The sequence below is a fragment of the Streptomyces sp. NPDC029169 genome, from assembly GCF_055563935.1.
Genome location: NZ_JBVHXA010000008.1, coordinates 175047 through 201601 on the forward strand (window position 1 = coordinate 175047; position 26555 = coordinate 201601).

Annotated in this window: 19 protein-coding genes and 1 tRNA gene; 9 read left to right on the plus strand and 11 right to left on the minus strand. The window is 71.4% G+C overall.

All coding sequences use genetic code 11. The features are described 5' to 3' along the window. Positions 1-147 precede the first annotated feature (147 nt). A complete protein-coding gene (locus ACZ4VI_RS17785) occupies positions 148-2712 on the plus strand; it encodes a S8 family serine peptidase (RefSeq protein WP_468000133.1) in 2565 nt (854 codons plus the stop codon). 72 nt (positions 2713-2784) lie between these two features. Here the strand turns inward: ACZ4VI_RS17785 and ACZ4VI_RS17790 are convergent, their stop codons facing one another. From ACZ4VI_RS17790 to ACZ4VI_RS17800, 3 genes are all read right to left on the minus strand, one after another. Next, positions 2785-3759 (minus strand): ribose-phosphate diphosphokinase, encoded by a 975-nt coding sequence (locus ACZ4VI_RS17790; RefSeq protein WP_468000134.1) that lies wholly within the window; start codon positions 3757-3759, stop codon positions 2785-2787. Between the two features lie 121 nt (positions 3760-3880). Then, the gene (gene glmU / locus ACZ4VI_RS17795) at positions 3881-5329 is read right to left on the minus strand and encodes a bifunctional UDP-N-acetylglucosamine diphosphorylase/glucosamine-1-phosphate N-acetyltransferase GlmU (protein ID WP_468000135.1); all 1449 of its coding nucleotides are present in this window, start codon (positions 5327-5329) and stop codon (positions 3881-3883) included. Between the two features lie 107 nt (positions 5330-5436). Continuing rightward, a tRNA-Gln gene (locus ACZ4VI_RS17800) sits at positions 5437-5511 on the minus strand. A gap of 187 nt (positions 5512-5698) precedes the next feature. On the opposite strand from ACZ4VI_RS17800, the gene ACZ4VI_RS17805 reads away from it, so the two are divergent. After that, positions 5699-7033 (plus strand): sensor histidine kinase, encoded by a 1335-nt coding sequence (locus tag ACZ4VI_RS17805; RefSeq protein ID WP_468000319.1) that lies wholly within the window; start codon positions 5699-5701, stop codon positions 7031-7033. Between the two features lie 100 nt (positions 7034-7133). Here ACZ4VI_RS17805 and ACZ4VI_RS17810 read toward each other — a convergent pair whose 3' ends face one another. Together ACZ4VI_RS17810 and ACZ4VI_RS17815 are read right to left on the minus strand one after the other, a co-directional pair. Then, a complete protein-coding gene (locus ACZ4VI_RS17810; protein WP_468000136.1) occupies positions 7134-7625 on the minus strand; it encodes an SUKH-3 domain-containing protein in 492 nt (163 codons plus the stop codon). A 10-nt stretch (positions 7626-7635) separates the two neighbouring features. Then, positions 7636-8145 (minus strand): YwqJ-related putative deaminase, encoded by a 510-nt coding sequence (locus tag ACZ4VI_RS17815; RefSeq protein ID WP_468000137.1) that lies wholly within the window; start codon positions 8143-8145, stop codon positions 7636-7638. Positions 8146-8389: 244 nt separating this feature from the next. Here ACZ4VI_RS17815 and ACZ4VI_RS17820 point away from each other — a divergent pair, with 244 nt between their 5' ends. From ACZ4VI_RS17820 to ACZ4VI_RS17830, 3 genes are all read left to right on the plus strand, one after another. Further along, complete coding sequence (locus ACZ4VI_RS17820; RefSeq protein WP_468000138.1) at positions 8390-9388, plus strand: SMI1/KNR4 family protein; 999 nt, start codon at positions 8390-8392, stop codon at positions 9386-9388. Between the two features lie 7 nt (positions 9389-9395). Then, positions 9396-12494: an SUKH-4 family immunity protein gene (locus ACZ4VI_RS17825; RefSeq protein ID WP_468000139.1), complete on the plus strand. Its 3099-nt coding sequence runs from the start codon at positions 9396-9398 to the stop codon at positions 12492-12494. A gap of 115 nt (positions 12495-12609) precedes the next feature. Next, complete coding sequence (locus ACZ4VI_RS17830) at positions 12610-13569, plus strand: cellulose-binding protein (protein WP_468000140.1); 960 nt, start codon at positions 12610-12612, stop codon at positions 13567-13569. On the opposite strand, the gene ACZ4VI_RS17835 is transcribed toward ACZ4VI_RS17830, so the two are convergent. Then, positions 13557-15113, minus strand: coding sequence for an MFS transporter (locus ACZ4VI_RS17835; protein ID WP_468000141.1), 1557 nt, complete (start codon positions 15111-15113; stop codon positions 13557-13559). The genes ACZ4VI_RS17830 and ACZ4VI_RS17835 overlap by 13 nt on opposite strands. Positions 15114-15322: 209 nt before the next feature. Between ACZ4VI_RS17835 and ACZ4VI_RS17840 the strand changes: the two genes are divergently transcribed. Further along, entirely contained in the window at positions 15323-16141 is an 819-nt protein-coding gene (locus tag ACZ4VI_RS17840) for an ABC transporter ATP-binding protein (RefSeq protein ID WP_468000142.1), read from the plus strand. Continuing rightward, entirely contained in the window at positions 16138-18714 is a 2577-nt protein-coding gene (locus ACZ4VI_RS17845; protein WP_468000143.1) for an ABC transporter permease, read from the plus strand. Before ACZ4VI_RS17840 ends, ACZ4VI_RS17845 begins: the two co-directional genes overlap by 4 nt. Before the next feature lie 54 nt (positions 18715-18768). Here ACZ4VI_RS17845 and ACZ4VI_RS17850 read toward each other — a convergent pair whose 3' ends face one another. Both ACZ4VI_RS17850 and ACZ4VI_RS17855 read right to left on the minus strand, forming a co-directional pair. Beyond that, positions 18769-19143 (minus strand): type II toxin-antitoxin system VapC family toxin, encoded by a 375-nt coding sequence (locus tag ACZ4VI_RS17850; RefSeq protein ID WP_468000144.1) that lies wholly within the window; start codon positions 19141-19143, stop codon positions 18769-18771. After that, entirely contained in the window at positions 19140-19409 is a 270-nt protein-coding gene (locus tag ACZ4VI_RS17855) for a type II toxin-antitoxin system Phd/YefM family antitoxin (RefSeq protein WP_468000145.1), read from the minus strand. The genes ACZ4VI_RS17850 and ACZ4VI_RS17855 overlap by 4 nt, the downstream gene beginning before the upstream one ends. A 240-nt stretch (positions 19410-19649) precedes the next feature. On the opposite strand from ACZ4VI_RS17855, the gene mfd reads away from it, so the two are divergent. Continuing rightward, entirely contained in the window at positions 19650-23180 is a 3531-nt protein-coding gene (gene mfd / locus ACZ4VI_RS17860; protein ID WP_468000146.1) for a transcription-repair coupling factor, read from the plus strand. 57 nt (positions 23181-23237) lie between these two features. Here mfd and ACZ4VI_RS17865 read toward each other — a convergent pair whose 3' ends face one another. Together ACZ4VI_RS17865 and ACZ4VI_RS17870 are read right to left on the minus strand one after the other, a co-directional pair. Continuing rightward, positions 23238-24560, minus strand: a complete 1323-nt coding sequence (locus tag ACZ4VI_RS17865) for an SGNH/GDSL hydrolase family protein (RefSeq protein ID WP_468000147.1) — start codon at positions 24558-24560, stop codon at positions 23238-23240. Between the two features lie 29 nt (positions 24561-24589). After that, positions 24590-25171: a TetR/AcrR family transcriptional regulator gene (locus tag ACZ4VI_RS17870; RefSeq protein WP_468000148.1), complete on the minus strand. Its 582-nt coding sequence runs from the start codon at positions 25169-25171 to the stop codon at positions 24590-24592. 98 nt (positions 25172-25269) lie between these two features. Here ACZ4VI_RS17870 and ACZ4VI_RS17875 point away from each other — a divergent pair, with 98 nt between their 5' ends. Then, positions 25270-26157 (plus strand): SCO6745 family protein, encoded by an 888-nt coding sequence (locus ACZ4VI_RS17875; protein ID WP_468000149.1) that lies wholly within the window; start codon positions 25270-25272, stop codon positions 26155-26157. A gap of 141 nt (positions 26158-26298) precedes the next feature. Here ACZ4VI_RS17875 and ACZ4VI_RS17880 read toward each other — a convergent pair whose 3' ends face one another. Continuing rightward, positions 26299-26511, minus strand: coding sequence for an antitoxin (locus tag ACZ4VI_RS17880; protein ID WP_468000150.1), 213 nt, complete (start codon positions 26509-26511; stop codon positions 26299-26301). Between the last annotated feature and the right edge of the window lie 44 nt (positions 26512-26555).

The window sequence follows — 26555 nt, forward strand, 5'->3', positions numbered from 1 at the left end:
CCGAGCCCCCCGTCGGGGTCCTCCCGCCGGCGGCATCTCGTGCGTCATAAGGGCGGCATAAAGGATGACAATGCGTTAAATCCGGGCGGTCCAGGGAGAACCAATGTCGCGGGCGTCGACGGGACGCCACCACGCGACGGAGGAGACATGCTCAGGAGAACTGGCCACACGGTTCGCGCGCTCGCGCTCTTCTCGGCCGCGGTGGTGATACTCGCCGCACCCGCCGCGTCCGCGCAGGAGGGGCCCAGCGTGCCCAGGTCGGCCGCGGAGAACCCGGACCTGTGGTTCGTAGAACTCCAGAGCCCGCCGACGACGGACGGCACCAGCATCAACACCACCCGGCGTGAGAAGGCCGCGTTCCGTGCGGAGGCACGCAGGAGAGGCCTGGAGTTCAGCGAGCGCCGCGCCTTCGACACCCTCTGGAACGGGCTCTCGATCAGGCTCGCCGCCACGCAGCTCGACGCACTGACACAGGTGCCCGGCGTGAGGGCGGTCTACCCCGTCGACACCATCGCGCTCCCCCCGAGGGAAGACGTCGCCGACCCCCAGCTCGCCACCGCCATCGCCATGACCGGGGCCGACGTCGCACAGGACGAACACGGACTCACCGGCACCGGCATCACGGTCGGAGTCATCGACACCGGCATCGACTACGAACACCCCGACCTCGGCGAGTGCGAGGAACCCGGCCCCGGCTGCCGCGTCGTCGGCGGCCACGACTTCGTCGGCGACGACTTCACCGGCGAAGAGACGCCCCCGGTCCCCGACACGAACCCGGACGACTGTGACGGGCACGGCACCCACGTCGCCGGCATCGTCGGCGCGAACGGCCAGGTCACCGGCGTCGCGCCCGGCGTCGCGTTCACCGCGTACAAGGTCTTCGGATGCGAGGGGCAGACGACCGCCGACATCATGCTCCAGGCCATGGAACGGGCCCTCGCCGATCAGGTGGACGTCGTCAACATGTCCATCGGCGCCGCCTTCGCCTGGCCGCAGTACCCCACCGCCCAAGGCGCCGACCGACTCGTCGGCAGGGGCATCCCGGTCATCGCGTCCATCGGGAACAGCGGCCAGGACGGCCTCTACTCCAGCAGCGCCCCGGGCGTCGCCAACCGGGCGATCGGCGTCGCCTCCTTCGACAACACCCACTCCAACCTGCCGGTGTTCACGATCACCCCGGACGGCACGAAGATCGGATACACGGCAGCCCAAGGAGCACCCGCACCCCCCACCAGCGGCAGCTTCCCCATGGCCCGCACCGGCACACCCACCTCGACCGCCGACGCCTGCAACCCCCTGCCGGCCGGCAGCCTCACCGGCCAGGTCGCCCTCATCCGCCGCGGCACCTGCCTTTTCTACGACAAGGCCAGGAACGCCGAACTCGCCGGAGCGGCCGGTGTCGTGATCTACAACAACCAGCCAGGACGGTTCGGCGCGGCCCTCAGGGGTACACCCGCCGTCACCATCTCTGTCGTCACCGTCTCCGACACCGATGGCGTCCTGATCGACGGCCGGCTGGCCGGCGGACCGGTCACCATGACCTGGACCGCGGACATCGAGTCCTTCCCGAACGCCACGGGCAATCAGATCTCGTCCTTCAGCTCCTACGGCCCCAGTCCCGACCTCACCCTCAAGCCCGACCTCGGCGCCCCCGGCGGCTTCATCCGCTCCACCTTCCCCGTCGAACAGGGCAGCTACGCCACCCTCAGCGGCACCTCCATGTCAGCCCCGCACGTCGCCGGCGCGGTCGCCCTGCTCCTGCAGGCCAAGCCCGACACACGCGCCGGCGACGTACGCACGCTCTTCCAGAACACCGCCGACCCGAAGCCTCCGTCCGGCGACCCCGGCGCCCTCGACAACGTCCACCGCCAAGGCGGCGGCATGCTCGACATCCCCGGCGCTATCGCCGCAAAGGCGAGAGTCGAACCCAGCAAGCTCTCGCTCGGCGAAAGCCAGGCGGGCCCGGCGACCCGGAACCTCACGATCCGGAACACCGACAACGGGCCAAGGACGTACCAGCTCACCCACGCACCCGCACGGGCCACCGGACCGAACACCTTCGACGTCACGCAACACGACGCACCGGCCACCGTCGCCTTCACCTCAGGCGGAAACCCCGTCACCCAGGTGACCGTGCCCGGCGGCGGAACCGCGACCGTCACCGCCACCATCACCGCACCCGCGGCGCTCGCGGACCGGGGAGTCTACGGCGGCTACCTCACCCTGACCGACACCCAGGAACCCGCCGAGGTATACCGCGTCCCCTACACCGGCTTCAAGGGCGACTACCAGTCCATCCCGGTCCTGACCCCGACGCCCGCCGGGTACCCCTGGCTCGCACGATTGACCGGGGACGACTTCCAGAAGGTGCCGCCGGCCTCCTCGACCTTCTCCATGACCGACGAGAACAACGTCCCGTACGTCCTCGCCCACTTCGACCACCCCGTACGCAGCCTGCGCATCGAGGTCTTCGAGGCCGAGACCGGCCGCCCCTGGCACACGGCCTTCGACATCCCGTACTTCCGGCGCAACGCCAGGTCCACGGACTTCTACTTCTTCCCCTTCAACGGCGAGACGAAGAGAGGAAACCGGACGTTCACCGTGCCCAACGGGGAGTACGTACTGAGACTCACCGTCGTCAAGGCGCTCGGCACCCCCGACGACACCGAGACCTGGACCTCACCCCCGTTCGAGATCGCCCGCCCGTCCTAGACGACCGAAAAGGGCCGCCTCCCCGAGGGGGAAGCGGCCCTTTCTCGTACGTACGAAGCAGTACGGGTGTGCTTACTGCTCCTCGAAGAGGCTCGTCACCGAGCCGTCCTCGAACACCTCGCGCACGGCGCGCGCGATCGTCGGAGCGATCGACAGCACCGTGATCTTGTCGAGCTCCAGAGAACCCGGCACCGGGAGCGTGTCCGTGAAGACGAACTCGCTCACCTTGGAGTTCTTCAGACGGTCGGCGGCCGGCCCCGAGAGGATGCCGTGCGTGGCCGTCACGATGACGTCCTCGGCGCCGTGCGCGAAGAGCGCGTCGGCCGCGGCGCAGATCGTGCCACCGGTGTCCACCATGTCGTCGACCAGGACGCAGACCCGGCCCTTCACGTCGCCGACGACCTCGTGGACCGTCACCTGGTTGGCGACGTCCTTGTCACGGCGCTTGTGGACGATCGCCAGCGGCGCGTCCAGACGGTCGCACCAGCGGTCCGCCACCCGCACACGGCCGGCGTCCGGAGACACGATCGTCAGCTTCGAACGGTCGACCTTGCTGCCCACGTAGTCCGCGAGGACGGGGAGAGCCGACAGGTGGTCCACCGGGCCGTCGAAGAAGCCCTGGATCTGGTCGGTGTGCAGGTCGACCGTGAGGATGCGGTCCGCACCCGCGGTCGCCATCAGATCGGCGACCAGGCGGGCCGAGATCGGCTCACGCCCACGGTGCTTCTTGTCCTGACGGGCATAGCCGTACGACGGGATGATCACGGTGATGCTCCGAGCGGAAGCCCGCTTCAGAGCATCGATCATGATCAGCTGCTCCATGATCCACTTGTTGATCGGAGCCGTGTGGCTCTGGATCAGGAAGCAGTCCGCGCCACGAGCCGACTCCTGGAAACGGACGTAGATCTCACCGTTCGCGAAGTCGAAGGCCTTCGTCGGCACGAGGCCGACACCCAGCTGGTGCGCGACCTCCTCGGCCAGCTCGGGGTGGGCGCGGCCGGAGAAGAGCATCAGCTTCTTCTCGCCGGTCGTCTTGATCCCGGTCACAGCACTGTCTCCTCAGACGTGTTCCCTGGCCGCGAATCCCGCGCTCCCGTGCGCGTGTGCGAGCCAGCCGAATTTGTGTGCACGTATCACGGTACGCCGAGTTCGACGCACCTGTTTCCGGTCAGCTTTCGCCGACAGGCCCCTCGCCGGCCACCTGAGCGGCCTGCGCGGCAGCGCTGCCAGGCCGCTTCCGGGCAACCCAACCCTCGATATTCCGCTGCTGGCCACGGGCGACAGCGAGCGCACCGGCCGGCACGTCCTTGGTGATCACAGACCCGGCAGCGGTGTACGCACCGTCCCCGATCGTGATGGGTGCCACAAACATGTTGTCCGACCCGGTCCGGCAGTGAGACCCGATCGTCGTGTGGTGCTTCGCCTCACCGTCGTAGTTCACGAACACACTCGCCGCGCCGATGTTCGTGTACTCGCCGATAGTGGCATCGCCCACATAGGACAGGTGCGGGACCTTCGTGCCCTCGCCGATCGTCGCGTTCTTCATCTCGACGTACGTACCGGCCTTCGCCTTCAGCCCGAGCCGCGTCCCCGGACGGAGATACGCGAACGGCCCCACGGAGGCGCTCTCGCCGATCACGGCCGAGTCGGCGACCGTGTTGTCGACCCGGGCACCCTTGCCGACCGTCGTGTCCTTCAGGCGCGTGTTCGGACCGACCTCGGCGTCCTCACCGATGTGCGTGGCGCCCAGCAGCTGCGTACCGGGGTGAATGACGGCGTCCCGCTCGAACGTCACCGTCACGTCGACGAACACCGACGACGGATCGACCACGGTCACACCGGCGGTCATCGCCCGCTCGAGGAGGCGCTGGTTCAGCAGCGCACGGGCCTCCGCGAGCTGCACCCGGTTGTTGATCCCCAGGATCTCGCGGTGATCACCGGCGACGGACGCACCCACCCGGTGACCGGCCTCACGGAGGATCGACAGCACATCGGTGAGGTACTCCTCACCCTGGCTGTTGTCCGTCCGGACCTTGCCGAGCGCATCGGCGAGCAGCCGCCCGTCGAACGCGAACACCCCGGAGTTGATCTCCTTGATGGCACGCTGCTCGTCCGAGGCGTCCTTGTGCTCCACGATCGCGGTGACGGCACCGGTCGCGGCGTCCCGGACGATGCGCCCGTAGCCGGTGGAGTCCGGAACCTCGGCGGTCAGTACGGTGACGGCGTTGCCGTCGGCCGCGTGCGTACCGGCCAGGGCCTTCAGGGTCTCCCCGGAGAGCAGCGGGGTGTCGCCACACACGACGACGACGGTGCCGTCGGGGGCCTGCCCCAGCTCTTCGAGGCCCATACGGACGGCGTGACCGGTGCCGTTCTGCTCGTACTGGACGGCGGTGCGCGTACCGGCGTAGTGCGCCTCGAGGTGCGCGGTGACCTGCTCGCGGGCGTGCCCGACGACCACGACGAGGTGCTCGGGCTCCAGCTCACGCGCGGCGGACACGACGTGCCCGACGAGGGAACGTCCGGCGATTTCGTGCAGGACCTTGGGGGTCTTCGACTTCATGCGGGTGCCCTCACCCGCTGCGAGGACGACGACGGCGGCCGGGCGGTTGGCGCTCACGGGAATGCCCTTCGGCTTCGAGTGGTGGACACCCGCAGGATACCGGGGGGTTTTGGGGCGGACATGAGTGCGGGTCCCGACCGCGAGGTCAGGACCCGAACCGAGCATGGCTCCCCCGCCAGGACTCGAACCCGGACATAAGGCACCAAAAGCCTCAGTGCTGCCAATTACACCACGGGGGAAAATAACCGACTAAACCGGACATGGGGTCAGGCCGTCGGATCGGCACCCAACACTATGCCGTACCAAGCCCCCTCCATGCGACGGTAGAGATCCGCGCTCTTGGTTGTGTGCCGCTGGTTGCGTGCCGCGCTCGTGCGTTCGGCGCTCTTCCGAAAATGGCTGGCCCCCGCCCGTACGCTGGTGGGCATGACCACAACGGGGGCACACCAGGACGCTGCGGGCATCACGCCCCGTGGCCGGTGGTGGTGGGGGAGACGGCGTAGTGCGGTACTCGACATCGGGCTGGCCGGCGTGTCCGCCCTTGAGTGCGGATTGGAAGGCGTCGGCTTCGCCGACAAGGCGGGGCTGCCGGTGCCCGTCGGGGTGCTGTTCGGGCTGATCGTCGGCTCGGTGCTGCTCGTGCGACGCCGGTGGCCGATCGCCGTCGTGCTCGTGTCGATCGCCGTGACGCCCGCCGAGATGGGCTATCTGATGGGGATCGTCGGGCTGTACACGCTCGCCGCCTCCGAGGTGCCCCGCCGGATCACGGCCGCGCTCGCGGGGATGTCGACGGTCGCCGTCTTCGTCGTGACCGTGGTGCGGGTGCGTCAGGACGTCGCGCAGGCCGATGTGGATCAGCGGGATTTCGACCCCAGTGGCTGGTACGTCCCGGTCGTCTCGGTGATCTTGACGCTGGGTCTCAACGCGCCTCCCGTTCTGTTCGGCCTCTACATAGGGGCGCGGCGGCGGCTCATGGAGAGTCTGCGGGAGCGGGCCGACAGCCTGGAGCAGGAGCTGTCGTTGCTCGCGGATCGGGCGGAGCAGCGGGCGCAGTGGGCGCGGCAGGAGGAGCGGACGCGGATCGCGCGGGAGATGCACGACGTGGTCGCGCATCGGGTGTCGTTGATGGTGGTGCATGCGGCGGCGTTGCAGGCGGTGGCGTTGAAGGATCCGCAGAAGGCTGTGAAGAACGCGGCGCTGGTCGGTGACATGGGGCGGCAGGCGCTGACGGAGCTGCGCGAGATGCTGGGCGTGCTGCGGGAGGGTGCGGTCTCGTCTCCGGCCTCTCCCACTTCTCCCGTTCCGTTGGCGGCGGTCGGCCGGGCGGCGGCTGCCGCGGCCGAGGCTGCCTCGGAGGACGGGCCGTGTCTGGACGCGTTGGAGGAGTTGGTCGAGCAGTCGCGCCAGGCGGGTGTGGTCGTCGAGCTGCTGGTGCTCGGTGAGGCACGGGTGTACGGGGCGGAGGTCGAGCGGACCGCGTATCGGGTGGTCCAGGAGGCGCTGACGAACGTGCACAAGCATGCGGCGGGGGCGAAGGTCGTCGTCCGGCTGGCCCATCGGGAGGCGGAGGTCGCGATGCAGGTCGAGAACGGGCCGTCGGACGCGGAGGCCGCCGATGCGCACTTGCCGAGCGGGGGCAACGGTCTGGTCGGCATGCGGGAGCGGGTGACGCGGCTGGGCGGTGTGTTCGTGTCGGGTCCGACGGATGGGGGCGGGTTCCGGGTGTCGGCGGTGCTGCCGGTGGGGGAGCGGGCGGCGTAGATCGGATGTTGGATCCAATGTCCTGGAGCCATTGGATCCAGCGCATTGGATCCTGGATGTTGGGTCCCGAATTTTGGATCCAATCCCCGCGCGCCCGCGTCTAGCCCGTCACCAGTCTCGTCGGCTGCGCGCCCGTGATCAGCGTCGACAGTGCCGCGTCGATGTCCCGGCCCAGGAACCAGTCGCCCGTGTGGTCCAGGCTGTAGACCCGGCCCTCCATGTCGATCGCGAGGACCGCCTGGTGCTCGCCCTCCTCGCCCAGGGGAGAGATCTCCGTGTCGAGCGCGCGTCCGAGGTCGGACAGGGTGCGGGCCAGGTGGAGGCCGGCCAGGGGGTCGAAGCGGAGGGTGGCCGGGGCGATCTGGCGGCCCGTGCCGGGGGCGGCGACGTGCAGGCCGCCGAATTCGGCCCATGCCTCGACGGCCGCCGGGAAGACGCTGTGCCGGTGGCCGCCGGGTGAGACGTGGGCGCGCAGGGCGTCGGCCCACTGTTCGGCGAGTTTGATGTCCCAGCGGCCCGGCTGCCATCCCGCCTCGCGGAGGGCGGCGTCGACGTTGACCGGGAATCGGGTGGTGCTCAGGTGGTCGGGCATGAAGGTGCGGTCAGCCGTTCTCGACAGTCGAGGTGGGGTCGACGGTGCGCACACCGAAGTGCGCGAGCATCGCCGTACAGGAGCGGCAGGGGGCGGCGTAGCTTCCGTGCAGCGGGTCGCCGTCCTCCCGGATGCGCCGCGCGGTCAGCTTGGCGTGCTTGAGCGAGCGGCGCGCCTCGCCGGGGGTGAGCGGCTTGCGCTGGGCGCGCTTGGAGCGGCCGGTCTCGGTGGCGGTCAGGTGGCGGGAGAGCAGGATCGCCTCGGGGCAGCGTCCGGTGAACCGTTCGCGCTGCCCGCTGGTGAGGGTGTCCAGAAAGTCCTGGACGAGTGGATGCAGGGCGGGCGGCTGGTCGCCGCGGCCGGCGGTGCAGGTGAGGGTTTCGCCCCGTACGGAGAGTGCGGCGCCGACGGTGGGGAGGATGCCGTCGCGGCGGAAGCGCAGTAACGGGGCGCGGGTGGACTCGGTGCTGCTCCAGTTGAGGCGTGGGTCACCCTGCGTGGGCGTCGGTGCTGCGTACATCGTGCGTGTCTTCCCCTCCTGCAATCCCCCGAGTTGCTGGAACAGAGTGCCAAATGGGACGCCTCATGTGGAAGCGGGGTACTCAAACGGGTCGTCGGTGTGTCGTAACTATCGCCGGTGTGTCATCCGCTCGTGACAGTTGGTCACGGGCTGTGGTCGTGGGGGCATCGGGCCGGGTCGTGGACTTGTGGCACCGCATAGGCTGTGCGGAATCAGCCAGCAGCCAGCGCAGGGGGCAACCGCCATGACGACAGGTCGGCTCGGGCAGCACGCCGCGCCACCGAACGCGGCTTACGCCGGGCAGGTCGTGCACTTCCCGGACCCGGTCCGGGCCTCCCGGCACCCCAGAGGGGTGCGGGTGGACGAACACGGCTATCCGGACTTCTCGCCGTACGCCCGGGCGGCGGCGGAGATCGCCGATCCGCCCGAGGGCTTCGGCGTCGACGAGCTGCGGCTGACGGACTACGTGTCGGCGAACGCGGCGCTCGCCGCGACCGGTCACGAGCTGTGGGACACGATTCCGGCGGTGGCGACCCCGCACGGCTGGACCTGGCACCACGTGGCGGGCAGCCGGCGGATGGAGCTGGTACCGGTCGAGGTGAAGGCGTTGCTGCGCCACCACGGCGGGGTTGCGACGGCCGCCGTCGATCACTCCAAGCGCGGTACGCGCCCGCTCCAGGAGACCCGGCCGGCTCATTTCGGGCTGCCCAAGGGCCTGGTGTCGGTGACGGAGCAGCAACTGCTCGGTGTGGAGGAGGATCTGGGGTACCGCCTGCCGGGCGCGTACCGCTCCTTCCTGAAGGCGGCGGGCGGTTGTGCGCCGGTGGGTGCGGCGCTGGACGCCGAACTGGGTCTGCTGGTGGACCAGCCGTTCTTCACGGTGCGCGAGGAGGCGGGGGTCAACGACCTCGTCTACGTCAACAAGTGCCTGCGCGACCATCTGACCAAGGACTATCTGGGCGTCGCGTTCGTCCAGGGCGGGATCCTGGCGGTGAAGGTGAAGGGCGAGCGGATCGGGACGGTGTGGTTCTGCGCGTACGACGACGTGCGGGACGCCGGTGAGGCCGCCGGCCGGTGGAGCGTGAACGAGCGTGTGGAGCGGTTGTTGCTTCCGTGCGGTGAGGACTTCGACGCGTTTCTGCGACGGCTGGCCGGCAATCCGCCGGAGCTGGAGACGGTGGCGAACCTGATGGTGGACGGCGGCTTCGCGCGCGCTGTGCCCGTGGTCCCGGTGGGGGAGTGAACTGGCTGTGGTGACGTTCGCGCAGGCGCAGGAGCGCGCCGAGGAATGGATCAACGGTGATGTGCCGGCGTACCAGCACCGGGAGGTGCGGGTACGGGAGTTCGGGCTGGGCTTCGTGGTCTGGGCGGAGGACCGCGAGGGCGGTCCGGTCTCGGACGGCGGCCACCAGCGGCTGGTCATCGCCCGGGACAGCGGCGAGGCGACGCTGTGGCCGGGGCTGGGGATCGGTGAGGTGATCCGGCGGTACGAGGAGGAGTACGGGGCGGTCGCGGACGACGCGGGTTCGTCGGCGCCGGCGCCTCCGGAGCGGGTGGACCTGAACGCGACGTCGTTCCTGCTGAGCCCTCCGGAGTGGCTGCAGGACGCGGCGGACAAGCTGGGGCTGGCGCCGAAGGGGCCGAACGCGTCGCAGGCGGGCGGTAGTTCGTCGGCGCCGGAGGTGACGCACGGCGGTTCGCCGTCGCCCGAGCCGTCGGGTGCGGTGGCTTCGGCGGGTGCCGGGTCGCCGGGTGCCTCAGCGGGGCGGCCGGTGGACTACGAGCCGACGGCCTCGGACGGCGTCCCGGCGGAGGCGCCGCCGAGCAGCCCGTGGGCGGACGCGAACGCGAGCTCGGGCGGTGCGGACGGTTCCGTACCGTTGCCGGCGACGGTCTTCGCTCCGCCCCTGTCGGGTGCGGACGACGACGACACGCCGCCTCCGGTGGTGGGCGCGGACGCCCCGACGGCCCTGATGTCGGGCGGCAGCGCGCTCCCGCCGACGGCGATCGCCCAGGCCCTCGACCCGAACGCCCCGCCGCCACCCGGCGCCCTCGACCCGTTCCCGCCCCGCGGCCCGGCGTCGTCCGGTGGTTCGTTCCCGTCGGGCGGCGCGGCGCCGTCCGACGGCCCGTTCCCGCCGGGCAGCCCGTCTGATCCTGCGGCCCAGGGCAGCCTGGGCGCGTCCGGCGCCCCGGGTGGCCCTGGAGTGCCTCCGGCTCCGGGTGGCCCCGGTGGTTCGGCGTCCGCCGGCGGTTCCGCTGCGCCTGCGGCTCCCGGTGCCCCGGGTGGCCCGGGTGGTTCGGCTGCGTCCGGTGGCCCGTTCTCGTCGGGTGGTCCGGCGTCCGCCGGCGGTTCCGGTGCGCCTGCGGCTCCCGGCTCGCACGGCAACCCGGCTGCCCCGGGCGCCCCGGGTGGTCTGGCGTCCGCTGGCGGTTCCGCTGCGCCTGCGGCTCCCGGTGCCCCCGGGGGCCTCGGTGCCCCCGGAGTGCCGGGTGTGCCTCCGGCTCCGGGTGTACCCGGTGGGGTCTCGGTCCCTGGCGGTCCGGGCTCGATCGGTGGTCCTGCGCCGGTCGGATCCGGCGGAGCCGGTGGCCTTTCCGGTCCTGCGGCTCCCGGTGCTCCCGGTGGCCCCGGTGTTCCTCCGGCCCCCGGTGCTCCCGGTGCGCCCGGTGGCCCCGGTGTTCCTCCGGCCCCCGGTGCTCCCGGTGCGCCCGGTGGCCCCGGTGTTCCTCCGGCCCCCGGTGCTTCCGGCGCCGCTGGTGGCCCGAGTGTTCCTCCGGTGCCCGGCGCTCCCGGCGTGCCCTCCTCGCCCCGGGCGCCTGGGGCTGGGGATATCGCGGATGCGGCGACCAGTAAGGCCGTGTTGCCTCCGCGCGGGGCGCGGGGGAGTGGGGGGAATCCTCCGCCTCCGCCGCAGGCGCCGGGGGTTCCCGGGGTGCCTGCAGGGGGGTACGTACCGACGCAGCTCGTGTCGCAGCTCGGGCCCGACGGGCCTCAGCCTCCCGGGCCGCCGACGCCTCCGCAGCCCGTGCACCAGGCCGCGACCATGCTCGCGCACCCGAGCCAGGGCGGGCCCGGTTCGCCGCCGCCTCCGCCCGCGCCGCCGGGGATTCCCGGTGGTTCCGACGGTGCCGGTGTCGCGCACGCGGCGACCATGCTGGCCCACCCCGGGCCCGGCGGCATCGCCCCGCCCGGACCCCCCGGTGCTCCGGGTGCTCCGGGGACCCCGCCCGGTGGGGTGCACCACGCCGCGACGATGCTCGCGCAGCCCGGTCCGGGCGGTCTGGGCGCTCCGCCGGTGCCGCCGCCGTCCGCGCCGGGGACCCCGGCGGGCGCCCCGCCCGCGTACGGGTACCCGCAGCAGCCCCCGGCCGGGGTGCCGACCGTCGGCCCCGGCTACCAGGCCGTGCTGCGCTACCGCGCGCCCGACGGTTCCGAGGCGCAGATCATCCGGCGGTCCGCCCCCGGCACCCCGCACCCCGAGTGGCAGATCCTGCACGAGCTGCGCGCCATGAACGTGCCGCCGCAGCAAGTGCTCGAACTGCACACGGAGTTGGAGTCCTGCGAGCTGCCGGGCGGTTACTGCGCCCGGATGATCCGGGAGACCTGGCCGCAGGCGCGGATCACCAACATCGCGCCGTACGGCAAGGATCACGCGGGCCGTCAGCAGGGCATGCGGCAACTCCTCACCCACCAGGGCGAGTTGCACCAGGTCGCGGACGGTCCGGCCCGCCCGGCGCCGGTGCGCGCCCCGCTGCCGCCGGTGCAGCCCGCCCCGCCGATCCCCCCGGAGGGGATCGCGCAGGAGATGGCCGGTGCCTTCGGGCCGGGTATCTGCCGGTTCGACCAGCGGGCCGTGTCCCGTCAGGGCGTGCCGGAGATCGTCGCGCTGACCCTCGTATGGGCGGGTCTGCCGGCCGACTTCGGTCCGTTCTTCTGGGCGCAGCCGGCCCAGCCGGTGGTGCCGACGCTGGCCGAACTCGCGGCGCAGCGTCAGGTCCAGCCGGCGTCGGACGCGGGTTCGTACCTGGTGATCGGCTCGGACTTCGGGCGGGCGATCTGCGTCCAGTACGGGACCGCGCACATCGTCGCCGTACCGGTCGAGGCGGGTCCGGGGGGTGCGCCGGTGCCGCCGCAGTTCGTGAACAGCGGGCTGCCGGAGTTCACCCGGTCGATGGCGCTGCTCGGGCGGATGTGGCGGCTGCGGTTCGGGCTCAACCCGGAGCAGGCGGGCCGCTGGACGGTCGACTTCCAGGCCCAGTTGGCGATGCTGGACCCGGCGGCGCTTGCGTCGCCGGAGAACTGGTGGTCGGTGCTCCTGGAGCAGATGTGGGACGGACTGCTTTAGGCCGAATGTGACGAAAGGCGCCCGATGTGGACTACACGTCGGGCGCCTTTTGTCATGCCTGATGGCGCATCCTGGCATTTGAGACATTTCGGATGCTACGGAAGGGTCGTCAGGGATGGGTTTCGCCGTCGTACGCGGGCGCGGCTACCGCCCCAGGCAGGTCGACCGTCATCTCGCCGCGCTCTCCGCCGCACGGGACGCCGCCTGGGAGCGGGCGGCCCGGCTGACGGTTCTCGCGAAGGACATGGAGGCGGATGCGGTCCGGCTGCGGGCGGAGGTCGAGGCGCTGGAGCCGCAGCGGTTCGCGTCGCTGGGCGACCGGGCGCGCAAGATGCTCGAGCTCGCGAAGGCCGAGGACGAGAGTCTCGTACGCGCCGCGGAGGCGGAGGCGCAGTCCCTTGTGGCGGAGGCGGAGGAGGCGGGCCGGTCGGCGGCCGAGGCGGCGCGGGCGTACGCGGACGAGGTGCGGGCGCGGGCGGAGTCCGACGCCACCGCGGCCCTCGCCGCGATCCTCGACGCGGCCGAGGTGACGCGGACGGAGGCCCGGCGCGCGGCGGAGGAGCAGCGGGCGAGCGCGCGGGAGGACTTCGAGGCCACGGCCCGCAGGGCGGCGGCGCTCCTGGACGCCCAGCGCGCGGAACAGGCGGCGCGACGGGAGGAGGCCGAGCGGGCGGCGACGGCCCGCGCGGCCGAACTGGACGCCCGCAACAAGGAGCTCGTCGCCGCCGCGCGGTTCCGCCTGGCGGAGGCCGAACGCGCCCTCGCGAGGACGGAGAAGAAGGCTCGCCACGGCCAGGAGGACGCGGAGGCCAAGGCGGCGGAGCTCCTGGTGGAGGCCCGGTCGCAGTGCGAACAGATCGAGCGGGCGACGGAGCGCGTGCTGCGGGAACACGCGGAGGCGCGCGAGGCGATCCACGCGCAACTGGAGCACATCCGCACCTCCCTCGCGACCCTGACGGGCCGCGGCCCCGCCCCGGACGACGGCACGGACACGCCCGAGCCGGACGGCACGGACACGCTGGAGTCGGAGGAGCCCGAGGGGCCCGAGGAGGGTGACGTGTCTCAGGCCGGTTGAGTCCCGTCCCGGGATTCCTCGTGTTCCTGATGTTCCTTCAGCACGGGGAAACGGCGCGGGGCCAGGGTCAGCAGGACCAGCAGGGCGAGGGCCGCGGCGCCCGCCGCGCCCAGGTAGACGTGGTCGACGGCCGCGTCGACCGCGCGGCGGAGGGTGTCGTCGGCGTGGTCCAGGGCGTACGCGAGGCCGTCCAGGTCGGTGCCGGCGCCCAGGCGGGCGGCGAGGACGCCGTTGGCGATCGCGCCGAACAGGGCCGCGCCGACGCTCTGGCCGACCTGGCGGCAGAAGAGGACGGACGCGGTCGTCGTGCCGCGTTCCTCGTACGGGACGGTCGACTGGACCCCGACGATCAGCGGAAGCTGGAAGAGGCCGAGCGCGCCGCCGAGCAGGAGCATCAGGAGGGCCGGCTGCCAGGGCTCCCCGGGGAAGGGCAGGAGGGGGAAGGCGAGCAGCACGAGCAGTGCGACGACGATGCCCGTGACGGCGGTGAGCCGGAAGCCGATGCGGTTGTAGAGGCGGTTGGAGAAGGCCGCGGTGACGGGCCAGCTGAGCGTCATCGCGGAGAGGACGAAGCCGGCGGCTATCGGGCCGAGGCCGAGGACGGCCTGGGCGTAGGTGGGCAGGAAGACCGTCGGGGCGACCATCAGCAGGCCGAGCGCGCCGAGGGCCAGGTTGACCGCGGAGATCGTGCGGCGGCGCCAGATCCACCCGGGGATGATCGGCTCGGCGGCGCGGCGTTCGACGAGGACGGTCACTCCGGCGAGGGCGAGCGCGCCCCCGAACAGGCCGAGTGACGGCGCGGAGAGCCAGGGCCAGGCGACGCCGCCCTGGACGAGGGCGGTGAGCAGGAGCGTCCCGGTCGCGAAGATCGCGACCGCGCCCGCCCAGTCGACGGACACCTTGCGGGGGCCAACCGCAGGACCGGCTCCGGCACCGGCCTCCCGCCTCTCCGGCTCCACCAGGTACCGGGCGATCAGCCACAGCGCCACCAGGCCCACCGGCAGGTTGATCAGGAAGATCCAGCGCCAGTCCGCGTACCCGGCGAGGAGGCCGCCCGCCGCCGGGCCTGCGACCGAAGCGGTCGCCCAGACCGAGGAGAGCTTCGCCTGGATCTTCGGGCGCTCCTTCAGCGGGTACAGGTCCGCCGCGATCGTCTGGATCGTTCCCTGGAGCGCGCCGCCGCCCAGGCCCTGGACGACCCGGAACGCGATGAGCGAGCCCATGTTCCAGGCCGCGGCGCACAGCAGGGAGCCGATGAGGAAGAGGATCGTTCCTGCGATCAGGACCGGTTTGCGGCCGAAGGTGTCGCAGAGCTTGCCGTACACGGGGAGGGTGACCGTGACGGCGAGCAGGTAGCCGGAGAACAGCCAGGAGAAGACGGACAGGCCGCCCAGGTCGCCGACGATCTGCGGTACGGCGGTCGAGACGACCGTGCCGTCCAGCGCGGCCAGCGCCATCCCCAGCATGAGCGCCGCGACGACCGGGCCGCGCCCGCGCGTCGTGCCAGCGGGTGCGGCGGCCTGCTGTGTCGTCGCCTCGGCCACGCCCGACCCCTCCATCTGATGCGTCGTACACCTAATTTCGTCGGCTTAGCCTCCCACTCCATCCGCGGATGGAGAACCCCTAGGGGTCCCTCCCCCATAGAGGGCAGGGGCCGTTCGTCCCGGCGGAGGACGAGGAAGTCCCCCTCCCGTCCTTAGCTTGGTCTTACGGGAAACCCAACCCAGGCGAACCAAGGCATAGGAGACATACCGTGACTTCGGCTGTGACCATCCCCAGGCACGGGGGAACTGGAGAGCGAACGGCCGTCGCCGCGCGGGCGCGGCAGGTCGTCAAGGCGTACGGAGCCGGCGAGACCCGGGTCGTCGCCCTCGACCAGGTGGATGTGGACATCGCCCGTGGGCAGTTCACCGCGATCATGGGCCCTTCGGGCTCCGGCAAGTCGACGCTGATGCACTGCCTCGCCGGTCTCGACACCGTCACCAGCGGCCAGATATTCCTCGACGAGACCGAGATCACCGGCCTCAAGGACAAGCGGCTCACCCAGCTGCGCCGTGACCGGATCGGCTTCATCTTCCAGGCGTTCAACCTCCTGCCGACCCTCAACGCGCTCGAGAACATCACGCTGCCGATGGACATCGCCGGCCGCAGGGCGGACCAGGAGTGGCTCGACCGGGTCGTCTCGACCGTCGGTCTCGCCGACCGGCTGAAGCACCGGCCCGCGCAGCTCTCCGGCGGTCAGCAGCAGCGCGTCGCCGTGGCCCGGGCCCTCGCCGCCCGCCCCGAGATCATCTTCGGCGACGAGCCGACCGGAAACCTCGACTCCCGCGCCGGAGCCGAAGTCCTCGGCTTCCTGCGGCAGTCGGTGGACGAGCTGGGCCAGACCATCGTGATGGTCACCCACGACCCGGTCGCCGCCAGTCACGCCGACCGTGTCCTGTACCTCGCGGACGGCCGGATCGTCGACGAGATGTACCGGCCGACCGCCGACGCCGTCCTCGACCGGATGCTCCTCTTTTCTGGGGGACACCCCCAGACCCCCGACTTCGACGCGCGCGGGCGGACGTCATGACCGTCCTCAAGACCTCCCTGCGCAACTTCCTCGCGCACAAGGGCCGCATGGCGCTCTCCGCCGTCGCCGTCCTGCTCTCCGTGGCGTTCGTGAGCGGCACGCTCGTCTTCACGGACACCATGAACACCACCTTCGACAAGCTCTTCGCGGCGACCGCCGCCGACGTCACCGTCAGCCCGAAGGAAGGTGCGTCGACCGACGACGAGACCCCGCGGACGGCCCGTCCCGCGACCATGCCGGCCTCGGTCGTCGACCGGGTCGCCGGGGCCGAGGGCGTCGAGGCCGCCGAGGGCAAGGTCATCTCGCTCAGCGTGACCGTCGCCGACGCCCACAACAACAACCTCGGGTCCGAAGGCGGCGCCCCGACCATCGCCGTCAACTGGAGCCCCAGGGAACTGAGTTCCATGGAGATCACCTCCGGTCACGCCCCGCGCGGCCCCACCGAGGCTCTCCTGGACGCCGGCACGGCCGAGAAGCACAAGCTGAAGATCGGCGACGAGCTGCGCACGATCGCCGTGACCGGTGACTTCACCACCCGTATCTCCGGCATCGCGTCCTTCAAGGTCACCAATCCCGGTGCCACGGTCGTCTACTTCGACACCGCCACCGCGCAGCGTGAACTCCTCGGCAAGACGGGTGTGTTCACGAACATCGAGGTGACCACTGCCCCCGGCTTCAGCCACGAGCAGGTCAAGAAGAGCATCTCCGCCGCAGTGGGCGGGGAGTACAAGCTGCTGACCCAGGCCGAGTCCGCCGACGAGGGGCGCAAGGACGTCGAGGGCTTCCTGAAGCCGATGAAGTACGCGATGCTCGGCTTCGCCGGGATCGCCTTCCTCGTCGGCATCTTCCTCATCGTCAACACCTTCTCGATGCTGGTCGCCCAGCGCACCCGCGAGATCGGCCTCATGCGGGCGATCGGCTCCAGTCGTCGGCAGGTGAACCGTTCCGTCCTCGTCGAGGCGCTGTTCCTCGGTGTCGTCGGCTCGCTCACGGGCGTCGCGGCCGGCGTCGGACTCGCCATCGGACTGATGGAGCTCATGTCCTCCATGGGCATGGAGCTGTCCACCCAGGACCTGACGGTGAAGTGGACGACCCCGGCCGTCGGCCTCGTCCTCGGCATCGTCGTCACCGTCCTCGCCGCCTACATCCCGGCCCGCCGGGCCGGCAAGGTCTCCCCGATGGCCGCCCTGCGGGATGCGGGCACGCCGGCCGACGGCAGGGCCGGTCGGGTACGGGGCGGGCTCGGGCTGCTGCTGACGCTGGGCGGCGCGGCCGCGCTGTGGACGGCGACGCAGGCGGAGAAGGCGGGCACCGGGTCCCTCTGGCTCGGCCTCGGCATCGTCCTCTCCCTCGTCGGCTTCATCGTCGTCGGACCGCTGCTCGCGGGCGGGGTCGTGCGCGTCCTCGGCGCCGTCGTCCTGCGGGTCTTCGGCCCGGTCGGGCGGATGGCCGAGCGCAACGCGCTGCGCAACCCGCGCCGTACGGGGGCGACCGGCGCCGCGCTGATGATCGGGCTCGCGCTGGTGGCCTGTCTGTCGGTGGTCGGCTCGTCGATGGTCGCCTCGGCCACCGAGGAGCTGGACCGTTCGGTCGGCGCGGACTTCATCGTGCAGTCGAGCAACGGGCAGCCGATCATGCCGCAGGCCCAGGCGGCCCTGGAGAAGACCCCGGGCCTGGACCACGTGACCGAGTACAAGTGGGTCGAGGCGACGATCACCGACCCGAAGGGCAAGGCCGTCGAGAAGGGCCTGGTCGCTGCCGAACCGTCGTACGCGAAGGATCTGCGGCGCGACACGACGGCCGGCACGCTCGTGAAGGCCTACGACCCGAACGCCATGTCGGTGGGCAGCGACTACGCCGGCGAGCATGGCGTGAAGGTCGGCGACGTGCTGACCGTCGCCTTCAAGGGCGGCGAGAGCGCGAAGCTGAGGGTCGCGGCGATCACGTCGGACGAGAACAACGTCGACAAGGGCGTGATGTATACCAACGTCACCACGGCGGCGCGGTACCTCGCCGCCGAGAAGATGCCCCAGAGCGTGGTCATGTTCGCGACGGCGCAGGACGGCAAGGAGACCGAGGCGTACGCGGCGCTGAAGGAGTCGCTGGCGGCCTACCCGCAGTACAAGGTGCAGAACCAGGCCGACTACAAGCAGGACCTGAAGGACCAGGTCGGCCAGCTGCTCAACATCGTGTACGGACTCCTTGCGCTGGCGATCATCGTGGCGGTGCTCGGCGTGGTGAACACGCTCGCGCTGTCGGTGGTCGAGCGGACCCGGGAGATCGGCCTGATGCGCGCGATCGGCCTGTCGCGACGCCAGCTGCGCCGCATGATCCGCCTGGAGTCGGTGGTCATCGCCCTCTTCGGCGCCCTGCTGGGCCTCGGCCTGGGCATGGGCTGGGGCACGGCGGCCCAGAAGCTCCTGGCCCTGGAGGGCCTCGGTGTCCTGGAGATCCCCTGGCCGACGATCCTGACGGTCTTCGTCGCCTCGGCCTTCGTGGGCCTCTTCGCGGCCCTGGTCCCGGCGTTCCGGGCGGGTCGGATGAACGTACTGAACGCGATCGCTACGGAGTAGCGGTACGGGGGTGAGTACGGCCCCGGTGATGTCACCGGGGCCGTACGCGCGTCCTCAGACGGTGAGCACGGGCACGTCGTAGAGGGGGATGAACTTGTCCCGGGTGACGAGGGTCAGCCCTTCGGTCTGGGCCTGGGCGATCAGTATCCGGTCGAAGGGGTCCCGGTGGTGGGGTGGGAGCTGACCGGCGCGGATGCCGTGCAGGGCCGTGATGGGCAGAGGCTTGAGCTGGCAGTCACGGGTTCGCTCGGGCAGGTCGTCCGGCCCGTCGAGCTTGCCGAGGGCCTGCTTGACCGCGAGTTCCCACGGGGTGATGGCGCTGACGTAGGCCAGCGCCTCGGTGTCGAGGAGGTCCTTGGTCTCGTCCGACAGCTGCGGGGAGTCCATCAGCCACCAGACGACGACGTGGGTGTCGACCAGCAGCTTCACTTGCCGTCGCCTTCCGGCAGCAGTCCGAACGCCTCGGCGAACCCGGGGTCGTCGGACATGTCGTCGAAGTCGTCGCGGAACACGATCTGGCCCTTGAGGGAGCCGCGTGCGGTGCGGCGGACCTTCCCTTCGAGCGGGATCACCTTCGCCACCGGTTCCCCGGACTTGCTGATGATGACCTCTTCGCCCGAGGCGACCGCTTCCAGGATCCTGGAGAAGTGGGTCTTCGCCTCGTGCACGTTGTACTGCCGGGCTGCTGCGTTCATCGCGGCCTCTCAGGCGGGTGGACTAAGGTCTGACTAAGGCTACTGCGCTCCGTCTAGCGGGCGCCACCCGTTCTGCCCCGTTTCACCCACCGGAGTGAACGCATTCCCTCGCGCCGGTGACCCGCCCACGTCGTAGGCTGGGGGAGCCCCCGGCCCATGCGCCGGGACCACCCGGCCCGTGAGACGTGTCGGGCTGTTCGCGTTGCCCGCTGTCGTACACCCATCGGGATGGAAAGCTCCATGAGCCTGCACGGTCTGCTCGACGTCGTCGTCAAGGACGCGGCCCTCGCCGAAGCGGTGAAAGCCGCCACGGACGGCAACCGCACGCATGTCGACCTCGTCGGCCCCCCGGCGGCACGCCCCTTCGCCGTGGCGGCCCTTGCCCGTGAGGCGAACCGGACCGTCCTCGCCGTCACCGCCACCGGCCGGGAGGCCGAGGACCTTGCCGCCGCCCTGCGCAGCCTCCTCGACCCCGACACGGTCGTCGACTACCCCTCCTGGGAGACCCTCCCGCACGAGCGCCTGAGCCCCCGCTCCGACACCGTCGGCCGACGCCTCGCCGTGCTGCGCCGCCTCGCCCACCCGTCCGCCGACGACCCGTCCGCCGGCCCTGTCTCCGTCGTCGTCGCGCCCGTACGGTCCGTGCTCCAGCCGCAGGTCAAGGGCCTCGGCGACCTGGAACCCGTCGCGCTGCGGACCGGGCAGCAGGCCGACCTGGAGGAGGTCGTGGACGGCCTCGCCGCCGCCGCGTACTCCCGCGTGGAGCTGGTCGAGAAGCGCGGCGAGTTCGCCGTCCGCGGCGGCATCCTGGACGTCTTCCCGCCGACCGAGGAGCACCCGCTCCGGATCGAGTTCTGGGGCGACGACGTCGAGGAGATCCGTTACTTCAAGGTCGCCGACCAGCGCTCCCTGGAGGTCGCCGAGCACGGCCTGTGGGCGCCGCCCTGCCGCGAACTGCTCCTCACCGAGGACGTGAAGCAGCGGGCCGCCGCACTCGCGGAGCAGCACCCCGAGCTGGGCGAGCTGCTCGGCAAGATCGCGGAGGGCATCGCCGTCGAGGGCATGGAGTCCCTCGCCCCCGTCCTCGTCGACGACATGGAGCTGCTGCTCGACGTCATGCCGAAGGGCTCGATGGCCGTGGTGTGCGACCCGGAGCGGGTCCGTACGCGCGCCGCGGACCTCGTCGCCACGTCGCAGGAGTTCCTCCAGGCGTCCTGGGCGGCCACGGCCGGCGGCGGCGAGGCCCCGATCGACGTCGACGCGGCCTCCCTCTGGGGGATCGCGGACGTACGGGACCGGGCGCGCGAGCTCGACATGATGTGGTGGTCGGTCTCCCCGTTCGCCGCGGACGAGACGCTCGACACGGACACGCTCAAGCTCGGCATGCACGCCCCGGAGTCGTACCGCGGCGACACCGCCCGCGCCCTCGCCGACACCAAGGGCTGGCTGGCCGACGGCTGGCGCACGGTCTACGTCACCGAGGCGCACGGCCCGGCGACCCGCACCGTCGAGGTCCTCGGCGGCGAGGGCATCGCGGCCCGGCTGGAGGCCGACCTGGGGGAGATCGCCCCGGCGGTCGTCCACGTGGCGACCGGCTCCATCGACTACGGCTTCGTCGACCCGGCCCTCAAGATCGCCGTCCTCACCGAGACCGACCTGTCCGGCCAGAAGGCGGCCGGCAAGGACGGCCAGCGGATGCCGGCCAAGCGGCGCAAGACCATCGACCCGCTGACCCTGGAGGTCGGCGACTACATCGTGCACGAGCAGCACGGCGTCGGCCGGTACATCGAGATGGTCCAGCGGACCGTCCAGGGCGCCACCCGCGAGTACCTCCTCGTCGAGTACGCCCCCGCCAAGCGCGGCCAGCCCGGCGACCGCCTCTACATCCCGACCGACCAGCTGGAGCAGGTCACCAAGTACGTGGGCGGCGAGGCGCCGACCCTGCACCGGCTCGGCGGCGCGGACTGGACGAAGACCAAGGCGCGCGCGAAGAAGGCCGTCAAGGAGATCGCGGCCGACCTGATCAAGCTCTACAGCGCCCGCATGGCGGCCCCCGGCCACGCCTTCGGCCCCGACACCCCCTGGCAGCGCGAGCTGGAGGACGCCTTCCCGTACGTGGAGACGCCCGACCAGCTGTCGACCATCGCCGAGGTGAAGGAGGACATGGAGAAGACGGTCCCGATGGACCGCCTGATCTGCGGTGACGTCGGCTACGGCAAGACGGAGATCGCGGTCCGCGCCGCCTTCAAGGCGGTCCAGGACGGCAAGCAGGTCGCCGTCCTCGTACCGACGACACTGCTCGTGCAGCAGCACTTCGGCACGTTCTCGGAGCGGTACTCGCAGTTCCCCGTCGTCACCCGCGCGCTCTCCCGCTTCCAGACGGACACCGAGTCGAAGGCGACGGTGGAGGGCCTGCGGGACGGATCGGTCGACATCGTCATCGGCACGCACCGCCTGTTCTCCTCCGAGACGAAGTTCAAGGACCTGGGCCTGGTCATCGTCGACGAGGAGCAGCGCTTCGGCGTCGAGCACAAGGAGCAGCTGAAGAAGCTCCGCGCCAACGTCGACGTCCTGACGATGTCCGCGACCCCCATCCCCCGTACGCTCGAAATGGCCGTGACCGGCATCCGTGAGATGTCGACGATCACCACCCCGCCGGAGGAGCGGCATCCGGTCCTCACCTTCGTCGGCCCGTACGAGGAGAAGCAGATCGGCGCGGCCATCCGCCGTGAACTGCTGCGCGAGGGCCAGGTCTTCTACATCCACAACCGGGTCGAGTCGATCGACCGGGTGGCGGCGCGGCTGAGGGACATCGTCCCGGAGGCGCGGATCGCGATCGCCCACGGCCAGATGTCCGAGTCGGCTCTGGAGCAGGTCGTGGTCGACTTCTGGGAGAAGAAGTTCGACGTGCTGGTCTCCACGACGATCGTCGAGTCCGGCATCGACATCTCCAACGCCAACACCCTGATCGTGGAGCGTGGCGACAACTTCGGCCTGTCGCAGCTGCACCAGCTGCGCGGCCGGGTGGGACGAGGGCGGGAGAGGGGCTACGCGTACTTCCTCTACCCGCCGGAGAAGCCGCTGACCGAGACCGCGCACGAGCGGCTCGCGACCATCGCCCAGCACACCGAGATGGGCGCGGGCATGTACGTGGCGATGAAGGACCTGGAGATCCGCGGCGCGGGCAATCTGCTCGGCGGCGAGCAGTCCGGCCACATCGCGGGCGTCGGCTTCGACCTGTACGTACGGATGGTGGGCGAGGCGGTCGCGGACTACCGCGCCTCCCTGGAGGGCGGGGTCGAGGAGGAGGCGCCGCTGGAGGTCAAGATCGAGCTGCCGGTCGACGCGCACGTCCCGCACGACTACGCGCCCGGCGAGCGGCTGCGCCTCCAGGCGTACCGCGCGATCGCCTCCGCCAACACGGAGGAGGACATCAAGGCGGTACGGGAGGAGCTCACCGACCGCTACGGCAAGCTGCCCGAGCCGGTCGAGAACCTGCTGCTCGTGGCCGGCCTGCGGATGCTGGCCCGCGCGTGCGGCGTCGGCGAGATCGTCCTCCAGGGCCCGAACATCCGCTTCGCGCCGGTGGAGTTGAGGGAGTCGCAGGAGCTGCGGCTGAAGCGCCTCTACCCGCGTACGGTCATCAAGCCGGCCGTCCACCAGATCCTGGTGCCGCGCCCGACGAGCGGGAAGATCGGCGGGAAGCCGGTCGTGGGGCGCGAACTGCTGGCGTGGACGGGCGAGTTCCTGACGACGATCCTGGGGTCGTAGACGAGGGGTCCGTCCGGGGGCCGGCCGATCGCGTGCGGCGGCCGGCCCCCGGGGGTCCTACAGGGCGTCGAGGTCGAGCGCCTCGGCCATCGCCCGGTACCCGGCGTCGTTCGGGTGGAGACGGTCCCCCGCGTCGTACGCGGGGAGCAGCGCGTCGCGGTCCTTCGGGTCGGAGACCGCGCGGTCGAAGTCGACGACGGCGTCGTAGGCGCCGGAGGTACGGATCCACTCGTTGACCGCGTCGCGCTTCGCCTCGTTGGCGGGGGTGTCGTAGAACGAGCCCTTGATCGGGGTCAGGGTCGCGCCGACGACCTTGATGCCCTTGGCGTGGGCCAGGCGGATCAGCGTGCGGTGGCCGTCGATCAGTTGCTGGGCCGACACCTCCGGGGTCGGGCCGCCGGGGACGCCCTGCCAGCCGCTGCCGCCGATGTCGTTGATGCCTTCGAGGACGATGACCGTGCGCACGCCCGGCTCCGTCAGGACGTCCTTCTTGAAGCGCTCGATGCCCTTCTCGCCCGCCCAGGTCGTGTCGTTGGTGACCTGGTTGCCTCCGATGCCGTGGTTGAGGACGCTGCGCGGCTTCCCGGCGGCGGCGAAACGTTCGGCCAGCTCGTCGGGGTAGCGGTTGTTCGCGTCCAGGCCCGCGCCGACGCCGTCGGTGATGGAGTCGCCGAACGTCACGATGCCGTCCCGGCGGGCCGGTGCGCCGCCGCTCACCTCGACGCCGGAGAGGTAGTACCAGGAGGCGCTGCTCTCCGTGAACGCCGTACCGTCCCGGTCGGAGCGGTGGTCGCCGTCCGCGCGGTAGCTGGTGGCGGCGGCGAAGTGGTGGAAGGTGGCGGGGCCGGTGGGCGCGGCCAGGTAGAGGGTGACGGTCACCGACTCCAGAGCCTCGACCGTGAACGGCACGCCGTCGCTGTACGCCGTTCCGCCGGCCGGAATCGTCACCGAACGGCCCTTGCCGAACGACAGCTGCCGGACCGAACCGGCCTTCACCGAGGCGCCCTTGTCGGTGCGGGCGACGGTCGCGCCGGTGATCCGCAGCGGGGTCGTGCCGTAGCGGTTGGAGAGCTCGATCCGGGCCTTGGTGCCGCCGGTGGTGACGCGGACGACCTGGCGGACGGTCTGGTTCGAGAAGCCGTCGGTCGACCAGTTGGTGCCGAAGGGCGCGGTCGGGGACTGCGGCGAGGTGGCCCAGGCGCCGCGCCACTGGCTGCCGTGCTGGTACTCGGCGGCGACGGCGCTGTCGAGGGGGAGGGCGGTCAGGAGGGCGGCGGCGCTTAAAGCGGCGACGGTCGTGAGCCGGACGGACTTCCTGAAGGACTTCGTGATCTTCGTGGTCTTCGTGGTCTTCGTGGTCTTCGTGGTCATCGTGGTCATGCACGTGATCAATCGGAGTCCGATTCCGGTTATTCCCCGGGGAGTTGTGAGGGACCGGACGCGAACAGCAGCCCGGCGAGCGTGCGGAAGACCTCCTCGGGGTCCCGGTCGCCGACCGGCCCCGCGAGATTGTGGCTGAGCAGCAGCGTCGCGAAGCCGTGGGCGAGCGACCAGGCGGCGACGCCCGCGAGACGGCTGTCTCCCGTGACGCCGGCGACGCCCGCGACACCCGCGCGGAGTCGGTCCCCGGCCCGCGCCTTGGCGGCGAGCAGCTCGGGGTCGTCGGGCCGGTGCAGGTCCGGCTGGAACATCACCTGGAAGTGCGCCGGGTGTTCGGTGGCGAAGCGTACGTACCGCACCCCCGCGTCCTTCAGGTCCGCCGCCTCGCCGAGCGCCTCGGCGAGCAGGCCGAAGCCCTCGGCCGCGACGGCCGTGAGGAGGCCCGCGCGGTCCTTGAAGTGGTGGGCCGGGGCCGCGTGCGAGACGCCCGCGCGGCGCGCGAGGTCGCGCAGGCTCAGGGCGGACGGGCCGTCGGTGGCGATGACGTCCAAGGCGGCGGTGAGTACCGCCTGCCGCAGGTCGCCGTGGTGATAGGTGCGCCGACTGGTCATGGCCAGCAGCCTACGCCGAATCTAGTCATTGACAAGTTTCCGGATCGGGGTCAATCTAGTCAGTGTCAAGATGATGAGTGGTGACGGAGGAGGCGGACATGAGCACGGAAACCCTGGGCACCGTGGAGCCCGGTCGTGTACGGCAGATGTGGCACCTGATCGAACCCCTGCACGCGCTCGTCTACTACGCCCCCGAGGCCTTCGACGAGGCCCGCGCCCTCGGCTACGACGTCTCCGAGCGCTGGCCCTCGTACTTCGCCTGGCGCGCCGCGCCTCTCGGCCCGGCCGGGGCTGAGCGGGTCGGCTCCGCCTTCTACAGCTTCAGCCCGGAGATGGTGGCGCGGTACGTGCCCGGGATCTGGCGGACGGCCGCCCCCGCCGACGTCCTGGCCGCCCGGCTGCGTGCCGTCGACCGCACCTACCGCTCCGTTCTCGGCGACGAGACGGTCGAGGGTCCGGGGCTCGCCGAGGCGGCCGGGCTCGCCCGGCGGGCGGCCGAGGCCGCCGTGACGGCCGGGCGTCCGCTCGCCGCCGCCAACGCCGAACTGCCCTGGCCCGACGCCCCGCACCTGGTCCTCTGGCAGGCCGCGACGATCCTGCGCGAGCACCGCGGCGACGGCCACCTGGCCGCGCTGCTCGCCGCCGGGCTCGACCCGGCCGAGTCCCTGGTCTCCTTCGCTGCCGTCGGCGCGGCCTCCGAGGCGACCTTCGCGAGCCGCGGCTGGAGCGAGGCCGCCTGGTCCGCCGCCCGGGCCCGCCTGACCGCCCGCGGCCTGCTGGCCTCCGACGGTACGGTCACCGAGGCCGGCCGCGCCCTGCGCGCCGAGGTGGAACTCCGTACGGACGAACTGGCCGCGGCCCCCTGGGCGGCCCTCGGCCCGGAGTCCACGGCCCGCCTCGCCGAACTCCTCGGCGAGCCCTGGCTGGCCGCCCTCGGCTCGGGCCTGCTGCCCGGCGAGAACACCCTGGGAATAGGCAAGATCTGATGCGGACGTGAGACCCACGTACGGACGCACGCACCGCGGCCGGGGACGCGATACCGACCCGAGACCCACGTGCGGACGGACGCACCGCGGCCGGGGAGCGCGCGCTGCGCACTCCCCGGCCGGAAGTGTGAGGTGGCGCCGTCAGCTCGGAGGCTGGTTCGGCGGGCTCGGCGGCTGGTCCTGCCCGCGCTGCCCCTCGATGTACTCCTGCGCCTTCTGCTGGGCCTGGTCGACCTTGCGGGCGTGCTTGCCGCCGGTCTTCTCGTCGATCATGTCGCCGCCGCGTTCGACGGCCTGCTGGGCCTGGTCCTCGCGCCCGTGCATCACGCTCTTGAGCTTGTCCATGATCCCCATGATGTGTGTGACTCCTTCGGAAGGGGACAAACAGCGCATTCGAC

Excerpts from the sequence above, each read along its gene's own strand:
- ACZ4VI_RS17785 (WP_468000133.1), top strand. The coding sequence starts at position 148 with ATGCTCAGGAGAACTGGCCACACGGTTCGCGCGCTCGCGCTCTTCTCG.
- ACZ4VI_RS17805 (WP_468000319.1), top strand. The coding sequence starts at position 5,699 with ATGACCACAACGGGGGCACACCAGGACGCTGCGGGCATCACGCCCCGT.
- ACZ4VI_RS17810 (WP_468000136.1), bottom strand. The coding sequence starts at position 7,625 with ATGCCCGACCACCTGAGCACCACCCGATTCCCGGTCAACGTCGACGCC.
- ACZ4VI_RS17815 (WP_468000137.1), bottom strand. The coding sequence starts at position 8,145 with ATGTACGCAGCACCGACGCCCACGCAGGGTGACCCACGCCTCAACTGG.
- ACZ4VI_RS17820 (WP_468000138.1), top strand. The coding sequence starts at position 8,390 with ATGACGACAGGTCGGCTCGGGCAGCACGCCGCGCCACCGAACGCGGCT.
- ACZ4VI_RS17830 (WP_468000140.1), top strand. The coding sequence starts at position 12,610 with ATGGGTTTCGCCGTCGTACGCGGGCGCGGCTACCGCCCCAGGCAGGTC.
- ACZ4VI_RS17845 (WP_468000143.1), top strand. The coding sequence starts at position 16,138 with ATGACCGTCCTCAAGACCTCCCTGCGCAACTTCCTCGCGCACAAGGGC.
- ACZ4VI_RS17855 (WP_468000145.1), bottom strand. The coding sequence starts at position 19,409 with ATGAACGCAGCAGCCCGGCAGTACAACGTGCACGAGGCGAAGACCCAC.
- mfd (WP_468000146.1), top strand. The coding sequence starts at position 19,650 with ATGAGCCTGCACGGTCTGCTCGACGTCGTCGTCAAGGACGCGGCCCTC.
- ACZ4VI_RS17865 (WP_468000147.1), bottom strand. The coding sequence starts at position 24,560 with ATGACCACGATGACCACGAAGACCACGAAGACCACGAAGACCACGAAG.
- ACZ4VI_RS17870 (WP_468000148.1), bottom strand. The coding sequence starts at position 25,171 with ATGACCAGTCGGCGCACCTATCACCACGGCGACCTGCGGCAGGCGGTA.
- ACZ4VI_RS17875 (WP_468000149.1), top strand. The coding sequence starts at position 25,270 with ATGAGCACGGAAACCCTGGGCACCGTGGAGCCCGGTCGTGTACGGCAG.
- ACZ4VI_RS17880 (WP_468000150.1), bottom strand. The coding sequence starts at position 26,511 with ATGGGGATCATGGACAAGCTCAAGAGCGTGATGCACGGGCGCGAGGAC.